Source organism: uncultured Gimesia sp., assembly GCF_963972345.1.
In the GTDB taxonomy this organism is placed as follows: Bacteria; Planctomycetota; Planctomycetia; order Planctomycetales; family Planctomycetaceae; genus Gimesia.
Genome location: NZ_CAXAVM010000131.1, coordinates 1 through 20,390 on the forward strand (window position 1 = coordinate 1; position 20,390 = coordinate 20,390).

The 20,390-nt window shown below is 51.5% G+C and carries 17 protein-coding genes and 1 pseudogene; 11 read left to right on the top strand and 7 right to left on the bottom strand.

Going from position 1 to position 20,390, the window contains the following annotated elements; genetic code table 11:
- Nucleotides 1–1,381, bottom strand: a 1,381-nt coding sequence (locus AACZ40_RS19545) for a sulfatase (RefSeq protein WP_339675523.1), incomplete at its 3' end; no start/stop codon positions are given.
- Between the two features lie 361 nt (nucleotides 1,382–1,742).
- On the opposite strand from AACZ40_RS19545, the gene AACZ40_RS19550 reads away from it, so the two are divergent.
- Together AACZ40_RS19550 and AACZ40_RS19555 are read left to right on the top strand one after the other, a co-directional pair.
- Nucleotides 1,743–2,165, top strand: a complete 423-nt coding sequence (locus tag AACZ40_RS19550) for a hypothetical protein (RefSeq protein WP_291167431.1) — start codon at nucleotides 1,743–1,745, stop codon at nucleotides 2,163–2,165.
- A gap of 72 nt (nucleotides 2,166–2,237) precedes the next feature.
- The gene (locus tag AACZ40_RS19555; protein ID WP_291167429.1) at nucleotides 2,238–3,857 is read left to right on the top strand and encodes a TolC family protein; all 1,620 of its coding nucleotides are present in this window, start codon (nucleotides 2,238–2,240) and stop codon (nucleotides 3,855–3,857) included.
- A gap of 29 nt (nucleotides 3,858–3,886) precedes the next feature.
- On the opposite strand, the gene AACZ40_RS19560 is transcribed toward AACZ40_RS19555, so the two are convergent.
- From AACZ40_RS19560 to AACZ40_RS19575, 4 genes are all read right to left on the bottom strand, one after another.
- A complete protein-coding gene (locus AACZ40_RS19560) occupies nucleotides 3,887–4,387 on the bottom strand; it encodes a hypothetical protein (RefSeq protein WP_291167426.1) in 501 nt (166 codons plus the stop codon).
- A gap of 216 nt (nucleotides 4,388–4,603) precedes the next feature.
- On the bottom strand, nucleotides 4,604–5,557 hold the full coding sequence (locus AACZ40_RS19565) for an IS110 family transposase (protein WP_339675527.1): 954 nt from the start codon (nucleotides 5,555–5,557) through the stop codon (nucleotides 4,604–4,606).
- 930 nt (nucleotides 5,558–6,487) lie between these two features.
- Entirely contained in the window at nucleotides 6,488–7,810 is a 1,323-nt protein-coding gene (gene hisS, locus AACZ40_RS19570; RefSeq protein WP_291177354.1) for a histidine--tRNA ligase, read from the bottom strand.
- An 83-nt stretch (nucleotides 7,811–7,893) separates the two neighbouring features.
- A complete protein-coding gene (locus AACZ40_RS19575) occupies nucleotides 7,894–8,343 on the bottom strand; it encodes a YkgJ family cysteine cluster protein (protein ID WP_291177351.1) in 450 nt (149 codons plus the stop codon).
- A gap of 812 nt (nucleotides 8,344–9,155) precedes the next feature.
- On the opposite strand from AACZ40_RS19575, the gene AACZ40_RS19580 reads away from it, so the two are divergent.
- From AACZ40_RS19580 to AACZ40_RS19595, 4 genes are all read left to right on the top strand, one after another.
- Entirely contained in the window at nucleotides 9,156–10,025 is an 870-nt protein-coding gene (locus AACZ40_RS19580; protein WP_291177349.1) for a hypothetical protein, read from the top strand.
- 107 nt (nucleotides 10,026–10,132) lie between these two features.
- Complete coding sequence (locus AACZ40_RS19585) at nucleotides 10,133–10,984, top strand: rhomboid family intramembrane serine protease (protein ID WP_291177346.1); 852 nt, start codon at nucleotides 10,133–10,135, stop codon at nucleotides 10,982–10,984.
- Between the two features lie 75 nt (nucleotides 10,985–11,059).
- Complete coding sequence (locus tag AACZ40_RS19590; protein ID WP_291177341.1) at nucleotides 11,060–11,641, top strand: sigma-70 family RNA polymerase sigma factor; 582 nt, start codon at nucleotides 11,060–11,062, stop codon at nucleotides 11,639–11,641.
- A 74-nt stretch (nucleotides 11,642–11,715) separates the two neighbouring features.
- On the top strand, nucleotides 11,716–13,404 hold the full coding sequence (locus AACZ40_RS19595; protein ID WP_291177338.1) for a serine/threonine-protein kinase: 1,689 nt from the start codon (nucleotides 11,716–11,718) through the stop codon (nucleotides 13,402–13,404).
- A gap of 15 nt (nucleotides 13,405–13,419) precedes the next feature.
- Here the strand turns inward: AACZ40_RS19595 and AACZ40_RS19600 are convergent, their stop codons facing one another.
- Nucleotides 13,420–14,523, bottom strand: coding sequence for a glycosyltransferase family 9 protein (locus AACZ40_RS19600; RefSeq protein ID WP_291177335.1), 1,104 nt, complete (start codon nucleotides 14,521–14,523; stop codon nucleotides 13,420–13,422).
- Between the two features lie 286 nt (nucleotides 14,524–14,809).
- Here AACZ40_RS19600 and AACZ40_RS19605 point away from each other — a divergent pair, with 286 nt between their 5' ends.
- Nucleotides 14,810–15,445 carry an EF-hand domain-containing protein gene (locus AACZ40_RS19605; protein WP_291177332.1) on the top strand — a complete coding sequence of 212 codons (636 nt, stop codon included), beginning with the start codon at nucleotides 14,810–14,812 and terminating at the stop codon, nucleotides 15,443–15,445.
- A 102-nt stretch (nucleotides 15,446–15,547) separates the two neighbouring features.
- Here the strand turns inward: AACZ40_RS19605 and AACZ40_RS19610 are convergent, their stop codons facing one another.
- Nucleotides 15,548–16,342, bottom strand: coding sequence for an SDR family oxidoreductase (locus tag AACZ40_RS19610; protein WP_291177330.1), 795 nt, complete (start codon nucleotides 16,340–16,342; stop codon nucleotides 15,548–15,550).
- A 194-nt stretch (nucleotides 16,343–16,536) separates the two neighbouring features.
- Here AACZ40_RS19610 and AACZ40_RS19615 point away from each other — a divergent pair, with 194 nt between their 5' ends.
- The 4 genes and pseudogenes from AACZ40_RS19615 to AACZ40_RS19630 all read left to right on the top strand — a co-directional run.
- Nucleotides 16,537–17,574 (top strand): type II secretion system F family protein, encoded by a 1,038-nt coding sequence (locus AACZ40_RS19615; protein ID WP_291177327.1) that lies wholly within the window; start codon nucleotides 16,537–16,539, stop codon nucleotides 17,572–17,574.
- Nucleotides 17,575–17,628: 54 nt separating this feature from the next.
- On the top strand, nucleotides 17,629–18,747 hold the full coding sequence (tgt, locus tag AACZ40_RS19620) for a tRNA guanosine(34) transglycosylase Tgt (protein WP_291177322.1): 1,119 nt from the start codon (nucleotides 17,629–17,631) through the stop codon (nucleotides 18,745–18,747).
- Between the two features lie 191 nt (nucleotides 18,748–18,938).
- The gene (gene yajC, locus AACZ40_RS19625) at nucleotides 18,939–19,292 is read left to right on the top strand and encodes a preprotein translocase subunit YajC (RefSeq protein WP_291177320.1); all 354 of its coding nucleotides are present in this window, start codon (nucleotides 18,939–18,941) and stop codon (nucleotides 19,290–19,292) included.
- Nucleotides 19,293–19,403: 111 nt separating this feature from the next.
- Nucleotides 19,404–20,390 (top strand): annotated as a pseudogene (locus AACZ40_RS19630) (protein translocase subunit SecDF); the annotation flags it as partial.

A 20,390-nucleotide genomic window follows, 5' to 3' on the forward strand; every position in this document is an offset into this window, starting at 1 on the left:
TCGCAGCCGGAGCATTGATCAGGTTCTTCATCTCATAAGGATCATGCTGCATATCGTAGAGTTCATTCATCCCCTCCAGTTCATTGAATTGAATGTACTTCCAGCGCGGTGTGCGAACCGCTTTATATCCCATTTTGACCAGCCTCGGAAAGACGGTGTCACTGTTGTACTCCACCAGGAAGGACCGACGCCAGTTCTCCGGATGCTCTCCTTTCAGCAGGGGAACCAGGCTACGACCATCATACTGCTGATCGGTTTTGACCTGCGCCAGTTCCAGCATCGTCGGTGCCAGATCCACGCTGACAGCGAATTCATCAATCAGCGTGCCCGCTTTGATGAGCGGAGGATAACGCACCAGCAGAGGCACGCGTATCCCTTCTTCATAAGGCAGCCGTCGCTCGACACTCAATCCATGTTCGCCATACCAGTACCCGTGGTCGCTGGTGAAGACAAATACGGTGTTGTCAAGTTCTCCTTGCGACTCCAGCAGTTTGCAGAGCGAACCCACCCCTTCATCAATCCCGGCCAGCATCCGCAGGCGATCGCGGATGACTGCATCACTGGTTCCCGTCTTCTGACTTAACGGAGGCAGTCCCGGCACACTTCGTTTTAATGCCCGTTTGCCTTCCAGTGTATCCACCACATTCAAGCGGCGGGGAATCGCATCGTTGCTGTACAGTTTCTCGTGTCGTCTGGCAGGCAAAAATTTCGCCGCAGAAGGATCAGTAATGCTCCCATCGTCGCGTTGCGTCAGTTCCGGATGTAATGCCTTGTGCGCTATATACAGGCAGAACGGTTTCTCCCCCTGCTGCTTCACGAATTCATTCACCTTCTGGTTCAACACATCCGTTGTATGCCCCGTGAACTGAATCCGCTTGCCATTGATATTCAACGTCGGATCAAACGACATCCCCTGCCCCTTCATACTCACCCAGTGATCAAATCCGGGACGGGCCGTATCGTCGTTGCCCATATGCCATTTTCCCACATAAGCGGTCTCATAGCCGGCTTTCTGAAGTTCCTGGGGAAATGTCTTCAGCGTGTGACTGTGTTCGCTGCGATTAATGTTATCGAAAATCCCATGGTTGTGCGTGTACCGCCCCGTCAGCAGACAGGCCCGCACGGGAGAACAAAGGGGCGTCGAACAGAAAGCATTCCGGAAACGGGCTCCTTCGCGGGAAATCCGATCAATGTGTGGCGTCCGCACAAAGGGATGTCCCATGCACCCCAGTTCGTCCCAGCGAAGATCATCCACCAGAACCACAACCAGATTAGGCCGCGCGGGAGCTGTTTCGGCAGAAACTACATTCAGAGTCGAACAGACAATCAGACCACACCAGACCAGCATCGGCAGTGATACAAACCGGGGAAAACATTTCACGAATACTGCTCCTGGTTGTGATTCATTATTTATCGTCTGAACAATCTGAAGGCCACTTGAGACTTCAATGTATCAGAACGCATGGGTGAATCAAGTAAGTTAACAGCTTTGCTGAACCAGCGAACTGACCCGAAAGACACCTGGGCTCATCCACTCCAGAAACCAGCTCATCACAATCAAACTGTACATTTACACCAACATTCCCCTGCAGGTCGTGCCGGTTATATGGATTGCTCCCCCGGGAAGACCCTTGAAATCCCTGCTGCAGTTCGAAACGGAAGAACGGGTTTATCAAGTATAATCCGAAGAACCGATCAGAGAAGAGGATTCGTATTCTCTTAATCATAGCCAGGATCTCAGGATGAGACGGCGGTTTAACAATTTGGTCTGCCTCTGCTTTGCGGTGACGATTCTCGTACAGACGATCATTCCCTGCGCCGCCTGCTGCTGCCAGCACCATGAATGCAAATCGCATCCAGAGACAGCTCATTCCTGCCAGCAGCACAGGCACATTGATCCCGCATTAGAGTCGGCTCAGCAGAGCCCTGACTCACAGTGTCCGTTTTGTGTTTGCAGTGTAAAGCAGAATCTGGTCCTGACTCCCAGCCAGATACATCAGTTGCAAACGTTTCAATTACAGAACCTGAACCTGTTCTGTTCAAGCAGCCTGCAGATCATCGGCGATCAAACCAATGAAATCACCGTACACAGAATCTGGCTGCCGAATGAGGCCAACAGTAAGCAATGCTCCATCGTCACTTTCCTGGGGAGACAACTCATTTAATTCGAGCACCATTCCAGTGTGTCTCGATTGATATTCTTCTCTCCTGAAAAGTAACGATGCAAGGAATCTTCCATGATTCATTTACGACTGATCCGATTATGTATGGTCCTGCCCTGCTCATGCCTGGTCTCCTGCGCCCACTTCAGTGAGTCGCAGGTCTCTGATCACAAAACACCTGCCAGCATTGATGTTGTCCAGACGGAAGACAAGCCGCAAACATCAAAGCGATCGGCTCAGAAGCAAACCACAAAGTCAACGCGGCCCACTGAAACTCCGGAACCGAAAGTCGCAGACAGTCCTGTATCCCCACAACAGGAAGAGGACATCCTCATTCCGCTGGAAGACATCTTCCACGAAAACGATCAGCTGCTGCAGACCGGCTTTCAATCAAAAAGCACAACAATTCCTCCAGCGCCCGCAGCAGGATCGGGAACGGATTCACCGGCTGAACCGGATCTGATCGGCATGACCCTTGACCTGGAAAGCCTGCTGCAGATGGCGCTGGATTCCAACCCCACGCTCGCCGAAGCCACGGCGGTCGTCTATAAAGCGGAAGGTATCAAAACCCAGGTTGGTCTGCGTCCGAATCCCGTCATTGGTTATTCCGGTGTCGAAATCGGAGACGATGGCAGAGGCGGTCAGCAGGGAGCCTTCTTCAGCCAGACATACGTGCGAGGCAACAAGCTGCAACTCAACCAGGACGTCGCCCACCACGATGTGCAGTCGCTCTCCTGGGAACTGGAAGCCCAGCGGTTTCGCGTCACGAACGATGTGAAATCACAATTCTACGCCACCCTCGGTGCCCAGAAGCGGCTGGAAATCACATTGAAGCTGGAAAAAGTCGCCGAAGCCGGCGTCGAGATTGCTCAATCACTTTATAAAGCAGGCCAGGCCGCTCAACCCGATATCCTGCAGGCCGAAGTCCAGCTGGGTGAAGTCCGCATCCTGCGTCAGAATGCCGAATACGATCTTGAATCTGCAAAACAGCAGTTGGCGAGTCTCGTCGGCCATGATGACCTTTCCTACTATTCCTTCACCGGAAAACTTGACGTCGATACAGTCAAATGGGACTGGGACGAAGCTTACAGTAACCTCGTCACCAACAGCCCTGAAATTCAGGCGGCTTGTGCACGCGTCAATCGCGCCCGCGCCCAGATTTCCCGACAGGAAGTCCAGGCGATTCCGAACGTTCAAACCCAGATCGGCGCCGCCCATGACAACGCTACGGGGTCAGAGATTGCCAACGTTCAGATCGGCCTTCCCATCCCCATCTTCAACCGTAACCAGGGTAATATCGATACCGCCAATTCCGAATACCATCGTGCCGTCAAAGATGTGGAACGTCTGCAACTCTCTCTCAAAGTCGAACTCTCCAAAGCCTATCGCGACTATAAAAAAGCCCTGAAACAGGTCGAACGCTACCAGGCAGACATCCTGCCCCGCGCCCAGAAAAACCTCGATCTCACCACCCAGGGATACGAAAGTCAGCAGTTTGACTTCCTGCGGGTCTTAACCGCGCGTCGAACCTACTTCGAAACCAACATCAGCTATGTCAATTCACTCATCAGCCTCCGACAGTCCGAAGTCAGCGTGAACGGCATGGTCCTCTCCGGTGGTTTAAACGACGTCCGCGATATCTCGCAGGGAGTCGGTGGCACCAGCAACCGCGGACAGGCCCTCAGCGGTCAGTAGTCTCCGTTTATAATCTCCGCACGGCCAGGTCAACATATCAGACCTGGTCGTGAAGGTTCATCGCAATCTCTGTCTCCTCTCATCATCAAATCTGAAACACCTGCATAAACGGCACTGCTGAGAATCGGACCACCCCGACTGCTCAAACTCCCCTTGACGCCGCCGCGCCGTCGACGATAAGCGATGTTTTGAGTCGCGCGCGTGTCCAGTTTACAGTGCACCATAACACAAGCCACTTGTTCCAGGTCTTCACTACAAATGAGCTTGTTTTTTCCAGATTTGCACTGCTCGAAACCACACCCGTTCGTAATGGTACCCTGCGGGTCGCCGCACATCGCAGCCCTTCGCCACGGCACCACCACTGCACCGCCCTGTATCGGTCCGCTGTCAACCCGTATCGCCACATTGGATTGTACATCCCCCTTGACCTCCCCGCGCCCTTCCACAAAATAATCACCATGCAATGAAACGAGATACCAGATATCAGTCAACAAATGGAACAACATATTGAACTCCACAACCACAAACATAACTCAACATCCTCTCACACCACGGGTACCATCTTTCAGCTTGCCCGATCGAAGTTTGCAGAAACTGCAGCTAACACTGTTCGGCTAATTTAAATAAAGAAAAGGGTAGCCCCGAATGCAATTCGGGGTTGTCGCAGACAACAGGAAACTGTCAGGGCAGACACACAAATCAGAGCAACAAAACCAACCCTGTCGAAGTAGCGACTGTCTTGAAATTCAAGCTTTCATTACGTTTTCATTCCATTTTTTTCCTTCTTTGATCATGACATTGAGAATGATGAGCAGCTTCCGCATAGCTGCCACGAGAGCAACCATTTTAGGCTTTCCACTTTCGACGAGCCGTTTGTAGAACGCACTGATTTTGGGGTTATGTTTTTGGGCAACGACGGTGGGCATGTACAATCCTTTACGGATCCCGACCCGGCCTCCGCCGATCGTTCGTTTTCCTCTCATCGTGCCGCTATCCCGGTTGGTGGGCGCAACTCCCACTAACCGGGCAATCTGTTTCCGGTTCAGACTCCCCAGCTCCGGCAGTTCGGCAATGAGTAGAGCTACCGTTGTGGGGCCGATACCAGGTACCGATTGCAGGATGGCAGCTCGCTCCCGAGACTGCTCATCAGCGTAAATCAGTTGCCTCATTTTTTTCTCGATGACCTTGATCTGTTTTTGATAGGCACGGATCGACTGCTGAATCAGCTTGGCGATTTCCCTGTCCGCAGCAGAATCCAGGCGGTTCCTTTCCTGGATGATCATTTTACAGACCTGCTGTCTGCGAGAGCTGAAATCACGCATTTTCTGCTGGGCCTGTGTTAAAGGTGGGGTAATGCGCGGCTTCATCACCTGGGCAAATTCCATAATCGTACGGGCATCAATCTGATCGGTTTTCGCAAGTTGATTTTTGGCCCTGGCAAAATCCCGGATCTGCCTGGGGTTCACAACTGCCACGTCGAACTGATGTTTGTGCAGACAGGCAACAAGTTTGCGTTCCAGTCCCCCCGTTGCTTCGAGACAGTTCAGTTGCGGCTGTATTTCCTGAAGTACCTGCATGAACTTTTTGATATCGTTTGGTGTATAATCATAAGTGACTCCTTTAGAAAGATGTGAGAAAGAGACATCAAATTTAAATTTCGCGATATCGATTCCGACGAAGACTGTGTTATGCTGTTGCATGTTAAGACCCTTCCTTGCTGATACGAGCTGGTGTTGTGACACCGCTCAGGCGACTGTACGGGTTAAGGCATGAAGAAGCGAGTGGCGATCAAGCTACGAATCGGTCTCGAAGACCAGGGGCGGCCACGATCTGACACTCGCCGCCATTAGTTCCCGCCTTTAAAGGCGGGAACTAATGGCTTTGTTTACCTATCAGAACAAAGAGCTCCAGACAGTCAATAGTAAGATACAAGGGGCGGCCCCATGTGTCCGCCCGCCTGGCGAGTATCAACCTGTTTCACATCACAGTGGGAACAGAATGAAACATTCCCATCAGAATTTCCAACCACGAAAAACACAAAACCACCCATAAGAAAAATTGGGTAAGCCCGAATGCAATTCTGGCCGAGCAGTGCGAGCAGGAGGTCGCAGCTCCCACGTTTAATCCAGAACCAGGCCCCCCCTTCGGCACGGCCGGACAAGCCGGCCATGGCACCCGGAAACACCTCTATTATTTGCAATGCCTCCTGCAAAACCAGAAGTTGGGATGGCACCGTTGGCTTGCCCAACGGTGAAGGTGATCACGTCTTCTTACCCGGTTCACAAAGCATTATAAAAGAAGTGTCCCACTCCCCGCAGATGAAAATTCCGAACCACTGAAAGATGAAAAGCGGGTTCAAAAAGGCGTCATCACTATTCACAGGAGAGTGTGCAGATGAGCCGCAGGTCCTTAGACCCGGTTCGTATCCCGACCGAACTTTGCAGAAACCGCGGCTAACGCCGTTCGGCTAATTTCAATAAATAAAGGGTAGCCCCGAATGCAATTCGGGGTTGTCGCAGACAACAGGAAACTGTCAGGGCAATCACACAATTCAGAACAACAAAACCAATCCTGTCGAAGTCGGGTGCGGACCATCTCGGGCAACGTGTCATGCCTGGTCTGATAAGACACTATGCCAGCAAACGCTTGATGAGTTCCAGCAGTTCTTCCTTACGGACGGCGGTCTGAGTCCCTGTCGCCATGTCTTTCACCTGCCATTCCTGTTTTTCAAATTCATCATCGCCGGCGACAATCACGATTTTGAAACCGTGACGGTTTGCGTATTTGAACTGTTTCTTAATGGCTTTCGTGTCCGGGTAGACTTCGACGTTGAAACCATACATTCTGAGATCCCGGGCTAATCTGAGATACTCGGGGGTATGTCTGGCGTCCATCTGGGTCACCAGAATCGGGGCGGGAGTCGAAATCTCGTCCAGCAGATTCAGTTCCTGCATGGCTGCCAGCAGGCGGTCCAGACCGAGGCTGGCGCCAACACCAGGCAGTTGCTGAGTGGTAAACAGTTCGGCAAGGTTGTCGTAACGCCCCCCCGAACAGACACTGCCAATCCCAGGCAGCTGGTTCAGAAACGTTTCGTAGATCGTCCCCGTGTAATAATCGAGGCCCCGCGCAATCGAGGGATCCAGGACAATCCGCTCGCCGGCGATACCTGCTTTATCGACGGCGTCAAAGACTTCCCGCAGATAAGCGACCCCCTGCTCTCCACATTCATTACCCGCCAGCTGTTTCTCCAGCGAATTGAGAATTTCAGCTGTGGACCCTTTTACGGTGGTCAGGGAAATCACTTTTTCTGCCTGTGTTTGAGAGAGCTTCCCCTGCTCCTGCATTTCTTTGATGACGGCGTCGGCGCCAATCTTCGGCAGCTTATCAAGGGCTCTGAGCACTTCCGCCGCGCGTGACTGGAGATCAAGGCTTTCCAGCAGACCGTTTAAAATTTTGCGATTATTGATATGAATCGTAAAATCGGAGAAGCCGATCTTCACCATCAGGTCATGAATGACAAACAGGGTTTCGATATCCGCAGAATTGGATGTGGTGCCAATGGTATCGAAATCACACTGAACGAACTCGCGATAGCGGCCTTTTTGGGGATTTTCACCACGCCAGACTGTACCGACATGATAGCGCTTGAACGGCGTTCCCAGTTCGCCGATATTCTGCGCGGCAAAGCGGGCAAAGGGTACCGTCAGGTCAAACCGCATGGCGACGTCGCGTCCCCCCTGTTCGAACCGGAACATCTGCTTATCCGATTCAGTGCCCCCTTTCCCCGTCAGGATTTCCGTGTATTCCAGGGCTGGCGTGTCGATGGGACTGAAGCCATAGCTGCGATAGACGGATTTGGCTGTTTCAATCAGTTGTTCACGGGGAATCATGGCCGCGGGAAGGTAATCTCGAAACCCTTTGAGAGTCTTTGGTTCAATTAAGTCTTTTTTCACTGTCGTTCTACCGAAATGGATAGCAGCTGAGCTGGTTACTGCCTGGAGGATAAAGAAAAAGCGATTGATGTCTGCTTTGTCAGTTAAATATGGACAATCGGAAGTTTCTGGTGGGGCGTTTCAGCAGCCGTTTTTTTCTTCTTTTTCGTCTTTTTAGGGGGCAGGACGGCATGGGCATATTCCCAGATCTGTTCCGGGGTTTCGAACAGGCGGTCGTACGTGCCATCATTATCGTATTCGCAATCATCCGTGGTATAGCTGCGACAGATTTTGGGACGGTCTTCGTAATTTCCACAACGATAGTCTTCCAGCAGATATTTACAGTCTCCATAGACCATCAGGAACCAGACATCCTCGTCGACAAAAATTGCGCAGCTGCCATGCATGACATACCAGCGCATGTGGTCGTAGTCTTCCCAGGTCTCGGGGGTTTCGATCGGCAGAGCGAAATATCGACAGCAGCGAGCCGTGCAGTAACTGCACAAAACTTCGCCCGGTTTGAGTTCGCTTCGTTTGACTGTCACGGTTGACATAATTCGGTTACCTCTGGTGAAGAGTTCGCTGGCAGAAAACGGTACAGAAGCGCCGGCTTTAAGTAATACACATTCACGACACTGTCAGAAAATCAGAAACTTCTGGTACGGTTTACTTTATGACAGGGTAATCGGTATCGGGAAAAACGCAACAATGAGAGGGTGTCCCGTTTGACTGTCGTGTCTCCCCGGCCGATGGGAACGAGTATAATAGATTGCGAGACGCGATGGTTAAATGGGATGCGCTCTGGAAATACACAAAAAACAGGGAAGCAGTGATTCTGAACCAGTTTCTATTCTGTGTGTTTTATAAGCTATTCTGGTACAGATTGCACGGAAACAGGAGAGGGAAAGTGCAGGAAATCAAACAGTTGCGGGCCAGTTTTTCAGGAGATTGTTCAGCTGGCGTCACTGTTTAAAATCTATCGACCGGAGTAATTGCTCGCTTTTTATCGGTTTTATTGATTATCCAGACATGATAAGTCGTATAATCTCGGTTTCTGCTTGACCCTGATTTACAGAGGGGCCTATCATTAAATAAAAGGCCTGATTGACTTTTTGCCGCATTTCAGTCTCTTTGGATAGATCTTTTCGGGATCTGTGCGAATAATTGATACGAGCAGATTTATTTTCGATCTCAAGTTGCTGAACGTCGATGTTAGAAACAGGGCATCATTGCAGATATCTCCCGCAGGCTGAGCGTAGAAATTGAAACTGAGAAAGCGATCGCAACGACCGAAGATCAGCTTTTCCAAATATGAAACTAGAGTACGAGAGAGAATCTCGTCTGATTCCAGCAAGGTTCAATACAGATGCATAAATCCGGAGTAATCCTGGTCTGGTTTGTCGCCATCGCGACAGTAGGAGCAGTTCTGCTGACATCCAAGATGCTGGATGTCCGGGGGAGCTGGCTCAAAGTTGTTGAAAAGAATAAAACACAGATTCAGAAGAACTCGGCAGAAATCGAGGCCAGGGAAAAAGAACGTCAACAGCTTCTCAGTGAGTTAACCCGGACCATGCTGGGCTGGGATCGATACTGGGATGCGGAAGTGAGCGTTGAGAATGCACAGACCGGTGTGGTACGTGTGAGGCTGAATAATAATCAGGCTCTGGGTGGCGATATGTCAGCCGAAGCAGCAGCGACACAGGTTTTCTACGCGTTTCAGCCAGATCCCGCGAATCCGAATGGTTCCCGCTTTGTCGGCACCTTTCGCTTCGTGCCCAATACCCGGGACGCACTGGTACCAGTGAATCCTCCCCTGCCCGGAGAAGTCGCTACCTGGAAAAACGGTGTCTGGCGATTGAGGGAACTGGTTCCGCTCAATTATATCAATACGCTGAGAAACCTGCGGGATGAACTGGTACAAAGCGAAGAGCAATTTCAGTTGAAGCAGGATCGCCTGGAGGACCTGAATCGTCTGCTGGCGGCTGCGAAAGAGCGGCTGGAAACCCGGGTAAGCGAATTGCTCGGTTCTGAAACTGCTCCCCAGGATGAAGTCCTGCCTGTCGAAGTCCGCAAAGGTCTGGTCGCTGGTCTGGAAGTAGAAGAACAGGAACGCAACCAGGAATTTGTTGAAACAGATCAGTTGCGTCGTGATCTGATTAAGATTTACCAGAAACAGCTGGAACTGATTGACGAAGTCAGCAAACTCAGCAATCAGCTTCCCAAACCCAAATCATGATCTCATAGATGAGTGGGGGTGAAATTACTCCCCACCCGCATGGATGGCAGGCGTCTCCTCTGCAGACGTCCGGAATTACGAACTGACACATAAGGATAAGTTGGGCAATGGGGATTGAGAGCCGGGATTACCTGCGGCATGAAAGTGGTGGGGGGAATTACCGCTCATTTGGAGCCCCTTCTGGTGGCTGGGCCATCAAGTACATCCTGATTGCGAACATCGCTGTCTTTCTGATTGAGTTGGCCTCGCCGAACATTCTTAACTTTCTGGCCTTGAATCGTGAAACGATTTTCTCCGGTTTTCAGATCTGGCGCCTGCTGACCTATGGATTCTGTCACGCTCTGGAACCGCTCACGCATATTGTGTTCAATATGTTTGTGCTCTGGATGTTTGGCCGGGCGGTGGAACCGATTCTGGGATCCCGCGAGTTTCTGGTCTTTTACCTGACGTCAATCATGATCAGTGGCCTGTGTCATATCGGTATCAGTCCCAATCCGGTGATTGGCGCTTCGGGTGGAGTGATGGCGGTTGTCTTTCTGACGGCCATGTACTTCCCCCGCATGACGGTTTTGCTGTTTTTTGTAATCCCCATCGAGCTGCGCTGGCTGGCTGTCTTGTACGCGGCCGTTGACCTGTTCGGCTTCATTAACCCTGGTGGTGACCCTGTGGCGCATGTGGCCCACCTGGGAGGGGCCGCCTTTGGGGTAGCCTACAAATATTATGGCTGGAATCTGACTCACCTGTTCGACAGCAAATGGAGTCGTTTCCAGGTGAACCGCTCCGTCAGAAAAAAGAAGCTCAAGGTTTATACCGAAGAAGACTCTCATCTTTCCAAAGCAAGCCTGGATGAGCGGGTGGATGCGATTCTGGAAAAGATCAGTCGTGAAGGTGAATCAAATCTCACCGATCAGGAACGGGCTCTGCTCAAAGAAGCCAGTAACAAATATAAAAAACGGTGACGGCAAAGCGTCGATTTGCATTTGTCGGGATCAACTGTCTGCTGCCACAGTCAATTTGGAGTCCGGGAATCAATCATGCCGCAATCCCATTTTCAAGAGCTGATACAACGCACTCGTGCCGGTGATCGGGCTGCTGAAAATGAACTGCTGCAAAAATGCCGATCCTATATCTCTCTGATTGCCCGGGCCCAAATCGAAGGCTGGATGCGCACGAAGGTCGATGCCTCCGACCTGGTGCAACAGACGTTACTGGAAGCGCACCAGGGCCTTGATCAATTCAAGGGGGACACCGAGGCGGAATGGCTGTGCTGGTTACGGGGGATCCTGAAGCACAATACACTGGACTTTGCCCGAAGATACCAGGGGGCTGCCAAACGCGATGTGAAGCGGGAGTTTTCACTCGATCAGTATGCATCTGCTTCACGGTCCACTGCACAGAAATGGGAGCTGAAAGATTCCACCGAAACCCCCAGTCGAATCCTGTTGAATCGTGAACAGGAAATTCTGATGGCGGATGCGGTCTCTGAACTTCCGGAAGATTATCAGGAAGTCATCATGCTGCGGAATCTGCAACGGCTTTCATTTAAGCAGGTCGCGGAGAGAATGAACCGCAGTCCGGGGGCTGTCCAGATGCTCTGGCTCAGAGCGTTAAACTAGCTGCAGGAACGATTGGAACGTGGTTAAGTCAGAACTTGTCTGCTGGAACAGACACATAGAGAGAGTATCAAACTGTGACGAACGAACAGGAACAATCGCCTGAGTCTGTGATTGAAGTACTGAATCAATATGTGGATTACCTGCAGAACAGCGACCAGGAAAGCTGTCATGGTTTACGGGCCGTGAACCCGGAATTAAAGCCGCTGATGGCATGCCTGGATTCGCTGGAGCAACTTGCTCCCGGCGGGGAAGAACACGATCTGCCCCCGGTATCTCTGGGACCTGATGATGCGACCCTGCTCCACGGTACCAGCGCTTCGCGCCAGACTGTTACTGCCCGGGTGACTGAGTTCGGCAACTATGAACTGCTGGAAGAGCTCGGACGCGGGGGGATGGGAATCGTCTATAAGGCCCGCCAGAAAGACCTGAACCGGATCGTTGCCTTAAAGACGATTTTAAGTCACCAGTTTGCATCAGAAGATGAGGTGCGTCGGTTTTACCTGGAGGCTCGGGCGGCGGGACGGTTACAGCACGCCCATATCATTTCGATCCATGAAGTCGGTCAGCACCTGGGGCAGCATTACTTCACCATGGATTTTATTCCCGGGGGTTCGCTGGCGAATTCCCGCCTCGAGTTTCTGAACCAGGCGGCAGGCAAGGATTACTACAGGACTGCCTCGCTGATGCAGCAGGTTACGAAAGCCGTTGAATATCTGCATTCCAGGGAGATCATCCATCGTGACCTGAAACCTTCCAACATCCTGATTGATGATCAGGGGATTGCCTATGTAACTGATTTCGGGCTTGCCAAGGTATTTGAGGCCCGGCAACTGGATGGCGAACAGGAAGCCCACACTCAGAGCGGGATGATTATTGGTACGCCCGGATACATGTCTCCTGAGCAGGCGGCGGGACAGTCAGGTGAAATTTCGCCCCGGAGTGATATCTTCAGCCTGGGGATCATTTTGTATGAACTGTTGACGGGAGTCTCTCCCTTTAAACAGCCGAGCCCGCTGGATTCTCTGGTAGCAGTGATTGAAGGAGAGCCCCCCCTGCCTCGCATACAAAATGCGACGATCCCGGAGCCTCTGGAGTTGATCTGTCTGAAGTGTCTGGAAAAAGATCCCGCAGCCCGGTATCAGAGTGCGCAAGAGCTGGCGGATGATCTCGAGCGGTTTATCGCGGGGGAGCCCGTTTTGGCTCAGCCGGCAAATTTTCGGCAGCAGTTTCAGCGCTGGTTCCGCCGACAGCCGGCCCTGGTTTCACGATTATCTGCCATTGTCCTGGCGAGTGGAATTATTCAGACCGTGTATTCGACTCAAGGGATCGATTTGAATTACCACCTGAAGATCATGACCCTGTTTGCGCTCTGGGCCACTCTGGCGCTGTTTTTTCAATGGGCCCTTGATCATTTGAAAAACAAGATCAAAGTCCGTTTCTGCTGGTCGGCTGCAGATGTGTCACTGTTAACCGGCTTGCTGATTCTCGCTGATGCGCCCATCGGAATCCTGTTGATAGGCTATCCCATGCTGATCGTTTCGTCCGGTCTGTTTTTCTATGTGCGGCTGGTCCTGTTTACCACGGTGCTGTCCCTGCTTGCGGTCGCTGTCCTGGTACTGATCAGGCCTGAACTGACTGTGCTCTGGCAGTATCCGGTGATTTACAGCATGGTGCTGGCGATCCTGGGGCTGATTACCGCTTACCAGATCTACCGGGTCAGAGTGCTCAGCCGTTATTATGAACTGAAGAGACCAGGACGATAGGAATGCGGTGCTTCCTCAGGCAGCCTGGGAATCTCGCTGGGCATTCTGGCGTGTGATCAGTCGATATAATGCCTGCCAGGCACGGGTGACATCCAGTTCGTCCATGCAGCACAGATTTTGTGGCCCCCGTTTGGGACAGCGTTTCTGGTAACTGGCGGCGCAATCAACGTTCGTGGAGACAAGTTCATGCTGGTCACCGGGAGGTCCGGAGCGGAGTGAACTCGTGCAGGTGAAGATCCCCGTGACCGGCGTTCCCAGTCCGGCGGCCAGGTGCATCGGGCCGGAATCATTGGTGAGTAAGTAATTGGTTTCCATCAATAATGCTGCTAACTGTTTCAGGGTGGTCTGCCCTGCCAGGTTGAGTACACGGCCTGTCGGCACAAACTTATGCAGCAGCTTTTCAATCTGACTGGTCAAGGGGCGCTCGTCAGTCGTGCCTACCAGAACAATGTTGCAGCGGAAGTGGCGGATTGCTTTGGCACCGACGGCAGCGAAGCTCTCCGGGGGCCAGCGTTTGGTAATCCATTGCGCTCCCGCATGAATTGCCAGTGTCGGGCAGGATTTCGCTCCGGCAGAGAGGATATCCCGCGCCCAGGCTTTGTCGGCATCACTGATAAATATCTGGGTATCCCGACCGGTTTCTTCCGTCCCAAAAGCATCTGCCACATTCCAGTATTTCTGGTATGCGGGAACAGTGCGGCTCGTTTCCGGAATGGTCAGGTTGTAAGCCAGATGGGAACCTTCTCGGGATGATTCCATACCGATGCGCCACGGGGCGCGTGTCGCAGCGGTCATGACGCCGGTTCTCAGCAATCCCTGCAGATCAAGCGCGAGATCAAACTGTCGCTGTTTGAGATCTTTCAGGAAATTCCACCAGTAACGGACAGAGCTGTTTCTATTGAAAGGGATGATTTCATCAATGAGCGGATGCCCTTCCAGCAGATTGGCGAAACTGTCACGAATCACCCACGAAATTTGCGCTGCTGGAAATCGTGCTTTGAGTGCTGGCAGGATCGGAAGTGACTGCACGACATCTCCCAGGGCGCTGGGTTTGAGGATGCAGATGCGACCGGCTTCAATCTGATTCATTTGAGATAAAGTATTATGCGGTGAATTCATCGATAAATTTTGATCAGTTGATACGACAGGAAGATAGTAAAACAGCGCCAAAGCCAACAGGCGCGGCATCATACTGCCAGAGGCAGAAATGAGGCAAGATCAGCTTTTCAATTCCGCTCCAATATCCCAGGTCACAGACAGGACCTGTTTCCTCTCAAAATGATGAAAATCAGCTGTTTTTTGAGAATCAGCGAAACCGAATGCCGCGCTGTGAGTTTAATCTGAAGTAATATGCATCTGCCGCAAAAGGTGGGTTTTGCCTGTTTTAACTTGAGGAGATACATTAATGAATGTCCAACCAGTACTGGTATCCGCTTTTATCCTGGCTGTGGTCAGTTTTTCCGGAACGACCGGCTTACAGGCAGAAGCAGAAATAAAGGGGGAGCGTCCCGATCGAGCAGAAATCCTCAAAAAGTTTGATAAAGACGGCGATGGTAAGTTGAGTGAAGCAGAGCGATCTGCCGCTCGCGAAGCCCGCGCCAACAAAGGGGAAAAAGGCCCTGGTGGCAAAGGGAAAACTGGTTTTAACCGGGAAGAATTTCTCAAAAAATTCGATAAGAATGGAGATGGGAAACTGGATGAAACCGAACGCCAGGCTGCCCAGGCAGCACGTGGGAAAATGGGGCAGAATGGACCGCGGATGAGTCGCGAAGAGATGGTCAAAAAATTTGACAAAGACGGCGATGGAAAACTGAGTGAATCAGAACGTCAGGCAGCCCGCAAAGCGATGGGGGGACGACCGGGGATCAATCGGGAAGCGCTGATGAAAAAGTTCGACAAGAACGGAGATGGCAAACTCGATGAAACGGAGCGTCAGGCAGCCAAGGCAGCCATGATGAAAAACCGCGGAGATAAAGGGGCTGGCAAAGGCGCAGGCCAAGGTCCTAAAAGAACCGGCGGAAAAAAGAAGAAGTCTAATTAATCAGTTCGTCAAACATGACTGTGGTTCCACTGACTTAACAGTGATGTGAACGGAAAAGCTGGCTGGGTCAATCTCAGTCAGCTTTTTTTTTAATTTGATCGTTCAGGCTTCCGAAACGATTTCTTTATCGAAATAGTTCGTTCCCATGCCCGCGTCGATGACGATGCCCTGGGAATTGATCCCAGAAGAACGCGGGCTGAGCAGAAAGGCAACGGTATTGGCGACTTCACTGGTCTGGACGGCTGATTTTCGCAGGGTGGCTTTTTCTGCGAACAGGTAGCTGTCTACATATCCGGGAATCCCGGCAGATGCCGATGTTTTGAGTAATCCCGGACAGACCGCATTAAACCGCACCTGGGAAAAATTGGAAAACGACTTTGCCAGAAAGCAGATGGAAGAGTCCAGCGCCGCTTTCACAGGCGCCATATATCCATAGTTCTCTGCAGCCATCCGTGTGGTGGAGATCGAGATGGTGACGACACTCCCCTGCTTCGGGTCGATGAGCTCCTTGAACGCATTGGAGACGGCGGTCAGAGAGAAACAGGAAATGTCAACTGCCTGCAGAAAGGCCGCCCGCGGAGTTTCATGAAACGGAAGCCAGCCCGCGGAATAGTCTGCAAACGCGATCGAATGTACCAGGCCGTGAATGAGTTCGTATTTCTGACCGATTTCGATCGCCAGCTGATCAATCTGTTCCTGGTGTTCTACATCACAGACATAGATCGGAGCGTGTGCCAACAGTTTCGCCAGCGATTCCTTCCGTGCTTCAGAACGTACTATATAGATGACTTCTGCCCCGGCCTGTTCCAGGACTTGCCCCGTCTGAAATGCCACACTTTTTCGGTTAGCAACTCCAAAAACCAGTATTCGTTTGCCTGCCAGTTGCAAAAAATCCATTTACTTCTTCCAGAGAGCGATATATCTAAACAAAACGTGATTCAACGAGGGTTCACTCTGACAAATTTTCTTTTTTTTCGCAATGTGGAAGGGATTGTCGCTCTCAGATATGTCGTAATTCGCAATAATAAAAATACTTTCATCTGTAATGAGAATCCTGTCGGGGCTGATACTGCCTCCTGAAGGTCAAATCCATGTTCAAGTCGCGTGCTTCAATGAAATCTCTGTCTCTGCTGTGTCGTTCATTAAGTACGATGCTGGAGTCAGGGGTCTCGATCGTCAAATCATTTCAGCTGGCGGGAAAAAAGCTGGGAGATCATCGTCTGCAGCAGTCCGTGAGTGAAATTGTCGTTGAACTCAAATCAGGAAATGATGTGACCTCTGCACTAGAGAAGCAGGGAAGTTATTATCCGGAACTGATGGTGAATATGATCAACGTCGCCGAACAGAGTGGCGGACTGCCTGAGGTTCTGAAGGCACTGGCGGATCATTACGATAATCTGGTGCAGATGCGAAAAAATTTCCTGCGGATGATCGCCTGGCCGGTATTTCAGTTTGTGGTGGCGCTGCTGGTCATCGCTTTGATGATCCTGATTCTCGGTTTGATCGCTCAGGGAGGTGCCCCGATTGATATACTGGGGCTCGGGTTAGCCGGACCTTCGGGAGCCATCATCTGGCTGACCTGTACCTTCGGTTCGCTGTTTGCGCTGTATGTGTTGTATCAGATTCTGGATCGGATGTTCGGTGGGAAACGTTATTTCCACAGTCTCTTTCTGAAAATTCCCGTGCTGGGCAATTGCATGCGATCTTTCGCGATCGCCCGGTTTTCCTGGGCGTTTGCACTGACTCAACAGGCAGGGATGAATATTCTGGATTCCATGGAGGCCAGCCTGAAAGCGACAGGCAACGGTGCCTTTATCGCTGCCATTCCCGAGGTCAATGCGGCAATCAATGATGGCGAGCAACTGGCAGATGCGCTGGCGGATACCCGATTGTTTACAGAGGAATATATCCACATGGTGGATGTCGGGGAAACGTCGGGAACGGTGCCAGAAACTCTGGAGAGATTAAGTCCGCAGTTTCAGCAGGATGCCCAGCGAAGTCTGACGGCGTTGGCTGCGGTGTTCGGCTGGCTGGTCTGGGCGCTGGTGGCTGCATTTATCATCTTTGTTGTCTTCCGCATCGCTTTCTGGTATCTGGGGATATTGAATGATGCGCTCAAGCACGTTTAACGACTGTTCGAGCGACGAATTGCTTCGATTCTTCCAGTAAACAGAAATACTCCCGTGTCTCATTTTCATTTTGAACTGCTCCATACGGATTCTAAAACTTCAGCCCGTGCGGGGCGGTGGCATACTCCCCACGGAATCGTAGATACCCCTGCTTTCATGCCCGTGGGTACACTGGCCTCGGTCAAGGGTTTACTGCCTGAGCAGCTGAAACAGGTGGGAACCCAGCAGGTATTGGCGAATACCTATCATCTGGCCCTGCGTCCGGGAGCCGAGATCGTGGCTGAGATGGGAGGCCTGCACGAATTCATGAACTGGCACGGGCCCATTCTGACAGACAGCGGTGGTTTTCAGGTGTTCAGTCTGGCGCAGCTCACGAAAATGGATGACCATCAGGTTGTGTTCCGTTCGCATATCGATGGAAGTCTGTTTGAACTTTCTCCTGAGAAAGCAGTGAAAATTCAGGAGCAACTCGGAGCTGACTGTATCATGTGTCTGGATGAATGCCCGCCGCATGATGTGTCACCGGATAAAATGCAGGACGCCGTCGATCGGACAACCAAGTGGGCCGCCCGCTGTCGGGATGCACAGCAACGTGATGATCAGGCTCTGTTCGGGATTGTTCAGGGGGGCACAAATCAGAAAATGCGGGAACGCTCAGCGGAGGGTTTACTGCCCCTGGAGTTCCCCGGTTACGCAATTGGCGGGTTGAGCGTCGGAGAAAAACCAGAGGATATGTACTCCACGCTCGATTTTACCACGCCGATGCTGCCTGTGGAGAAGCCGCGCTATCTGATGGGAGTCGGGCGGCCTTCCGACCTGATCGAAGCAATTATCAGGGGAGTGGATCTGTTTGATTGTGTGATGCCGACCCGCAATGGCAGGAACGGGATGGCGTTTACCAGCCAGGGACGGGTGAATTTACGAAATCAGAAACACGCCCGGGACCCCGGTCCGCTGGATCCTGAGATAGATTCTCCCGGCTCCCGGGACTTTAGTCGGGCTTATTTGAGGCATTTATTCATGTCTCGGGAGATGCTGGGCCCCATTTTGATCTCCCTGCATAATATCGCTTTTTATCAGAAACTGGTGCGGGATCTGCGTCAGGCGATTCTCAATGATCAAGTTGAGGAGTTTCGGGCGGTTCACCTTGCCCGCTGGAACGCATCTTTCTAAGATACAGCTTACTTCATTTCAGGATAACTCCTGAAATTGTTTAGGTTTGGGCCAAATCATTCACAGCGACGAGAGTTTTCAGGCAGTGAATTTACTGCGAAATGTTGACCCCGGCAGGATGTAGGTTTTTCCTAAGTACAGTCAATCAGTTAATTTAAGAAGTGAATCCAGCATCCCTGGAAGAGAACTTAATGAACAATCTACTTGAAACCCTCTATCTATTTGCACAAGACGCGCCGGTAAAAGAAGGACCAGCGGCCTCTCCGTTCCTGCAGTTTCTGCCTTTGATTGCCATCGTCATTTTTTTCTACTTCATCATGTTTCGTCCTCAGCAGAAAGAACGGGCCAAACGTGAGGCGGCTCTGGGGCAACTGAAGAAAAATGACCGGGTGGTGACGATCGGTGGAATCATTGGTACGATTGCCAATATTGCAGAGCAAGAGCAGGAAGTCACTTTGAAAGTCGATGATAATTTGAAAATCAAAGTCCGTCGCAGTGCGATTCAGGGGCTCTATCAGGTTGAAACCAAAGAGACTACCAGTTAGTTTCCAGGGTATAGGACAGATCGTCAGTATCTGGCTCGAAGCAGCCAGCTTAAATCTTTAGCGCCGAATGAATCGGCCCATACAAAACAGTATCGTTTCAGGACTAATTGAATGACAGGGATTGATTTTCACTCAGCAGGTTTATTCGCTGCGGAAGTGACTGAAAAAACGCCATCAAGTGTCTCAGGCTGGACTATCTTATTGATTATTCTTGCCGTATTTGTAGTTCCTTTCGCGTTGGGGGTGTTCATTGCCAATGCCCTCAAAATGAAAGACTATGCAAAGAAAATTGGCATCGTCCTGTTTACGGCTGTGATCGCCGCGACCCCCTTTGTCTGGCAGGTAACACACGGTCATGACTGGCGCGATGCCATTCGCCTGGGGATTGACCTTGCCGGCGGTTCGAACATGGTCTTCGAAGTTGACGAATCACGGAGTGAAAAAGAACTTTCGAACGAAGTGATGGACCAGATGGTCGGTGCGATTGGTCGACGTATCAATCCTTCAGGAACAGAAGAAGTGACTGTTCGCAAAGTCGGTCAGAACCGGATCGAGGTGATTGTTCCTGGTGCGGACTCAGAAGACGTCCAGAGAATCAAATCACTGATTACCCGTCTGGGAAGCCTGGAATTCGCGATCGTTGCCAATCGTAGAGACCGCGAGCATGCAGACGCTGTGGCACGCGCCCTGGAGAATCCCGAGAAAAAAGACATTCGCGATAAAGAAGGACGTGTGATCGCCAGCTGGCGCGAAGTCAAAGGCGAGGACAACTACGAAGGCGTAGATCAGATCGTGGCCCGTCCTTTTACCCGGGAAGATGGTACCCAGGGTGAAGAAGTTCTGATTCTGATCGAACCCAATGAGGATCGCCGTGTGACCGGGAAATACCTGGTACGCGCCAGTCAGACCACCGACCAGAATGGTGCTCCTGCAGTTCGTTTTGTGTTCAACGCAAAAGGGGGAAGCCTCTTCGGGCAGTTGACTTCTAAGAATCGTCCCAGTAAAGACGGATTTGAACGGCACCTGGCTGTTCTGCTGGACGGCAAGGTTCAGTCAGCTCCCAGTATTCGCGATACGATCAGCACCGAAGGGATTATT

Excerpts from the sequence above, each read along its gene's own strand:
- yajC (WP_291177320.1), top strand. The coding sequence starts at position 18,939 with ATGAACAATCTACTTGAAACCCTCTATCTATTTGCACAAGACGCGCCG.
- AACZ40_RS19605 (WP_291177332.1), top strand. The coding sequence starts at position 14,810 with ATGAATGTCCAACCAGTACTGGTATCCGCTTTTATCCTGGCTGTGGTC.
- AACZ40_RS19575 (WP_291177351.1), bottom strand. The coding sequence starts at position 8,343 with ATGTCAACCGTGACAGTCAAACGAAGCGAACTCAAACCGGGCGAAGTT.
- AACZ40_RS19550 (WP_291167431.1), top strand. The coding sequence starts at position 1,743 with ATGAGACGGCGGTTTAACAATTTGGTCTGCCTCTGCTTTGCGGTGACG.
- AACZ40_RS19555 (WP_291167429.1), top strand. The coding sequence starts at position 2,238 with ATGATTCATTTACGACTGATCCGATTATGTATGGTCCTGCCCTGCTCA.
- AACZ40_RS19565 (WP_339675527.1), bottom strand. The coding sequence starts at position 5,557 with ATGCAACAGCATAACACAGTCTTCGTCGGAATCGATATCGCGAAATTT.
- AACZ40_RS19580 (WP_291177349.1), top strand. The coding sequence starts at position 9,156 with ATGCATAAATCCGGAGTAATCCTGGTCTGGTTTGTCGCCATCGCGACA.
- AACZ40_RS19585 (WP_291177346.1), top strand. The coding sequence starts at position 10,133 with ATGGGGATTGAGAGCCGGGATTACCTGCGGCATGAAAGTGGTGGGGGG.
- AACZ40_RS19615 (WP_291177327.1), top strand. The coding sequence starts at position 16,537 with ATGTTCAAGTCGCGTGCTTCAATGAAATCTCTGTCTCTGCTGTGTCGT.
- AACZ40_RS19590 (WP_291177341.1), top strand. The coding sequence starts at position 11,060 with ATGCCGCAATCCCATTTTCAAGAGCTGATACAACGCACTCGTGCCGGT.
- AACZ40_RS19600 (WP_291177335.1), bottom strand. The coding sequence starts at position 14,523 with ATGAATTCACCGCATAATACTTTATCTCAAATGAATCAGATTGAAGCC.
- AACZ40_RS19610 (WP_291177330.1), bottom strand. The coding sequence starts at position 16,342 with ATGGATTTTTTGCAACTGGCAGGCAAACGAATACTGGTTTTTGGAGTT.
- AACZ40_RS19560 (WP_291167426.1), bottom strand. The coding sequence starts at position 4,387 with ATGTTTGTGGTTGTGGAGTTCAATATGTTGTTCCATTTGTTGACTGAT.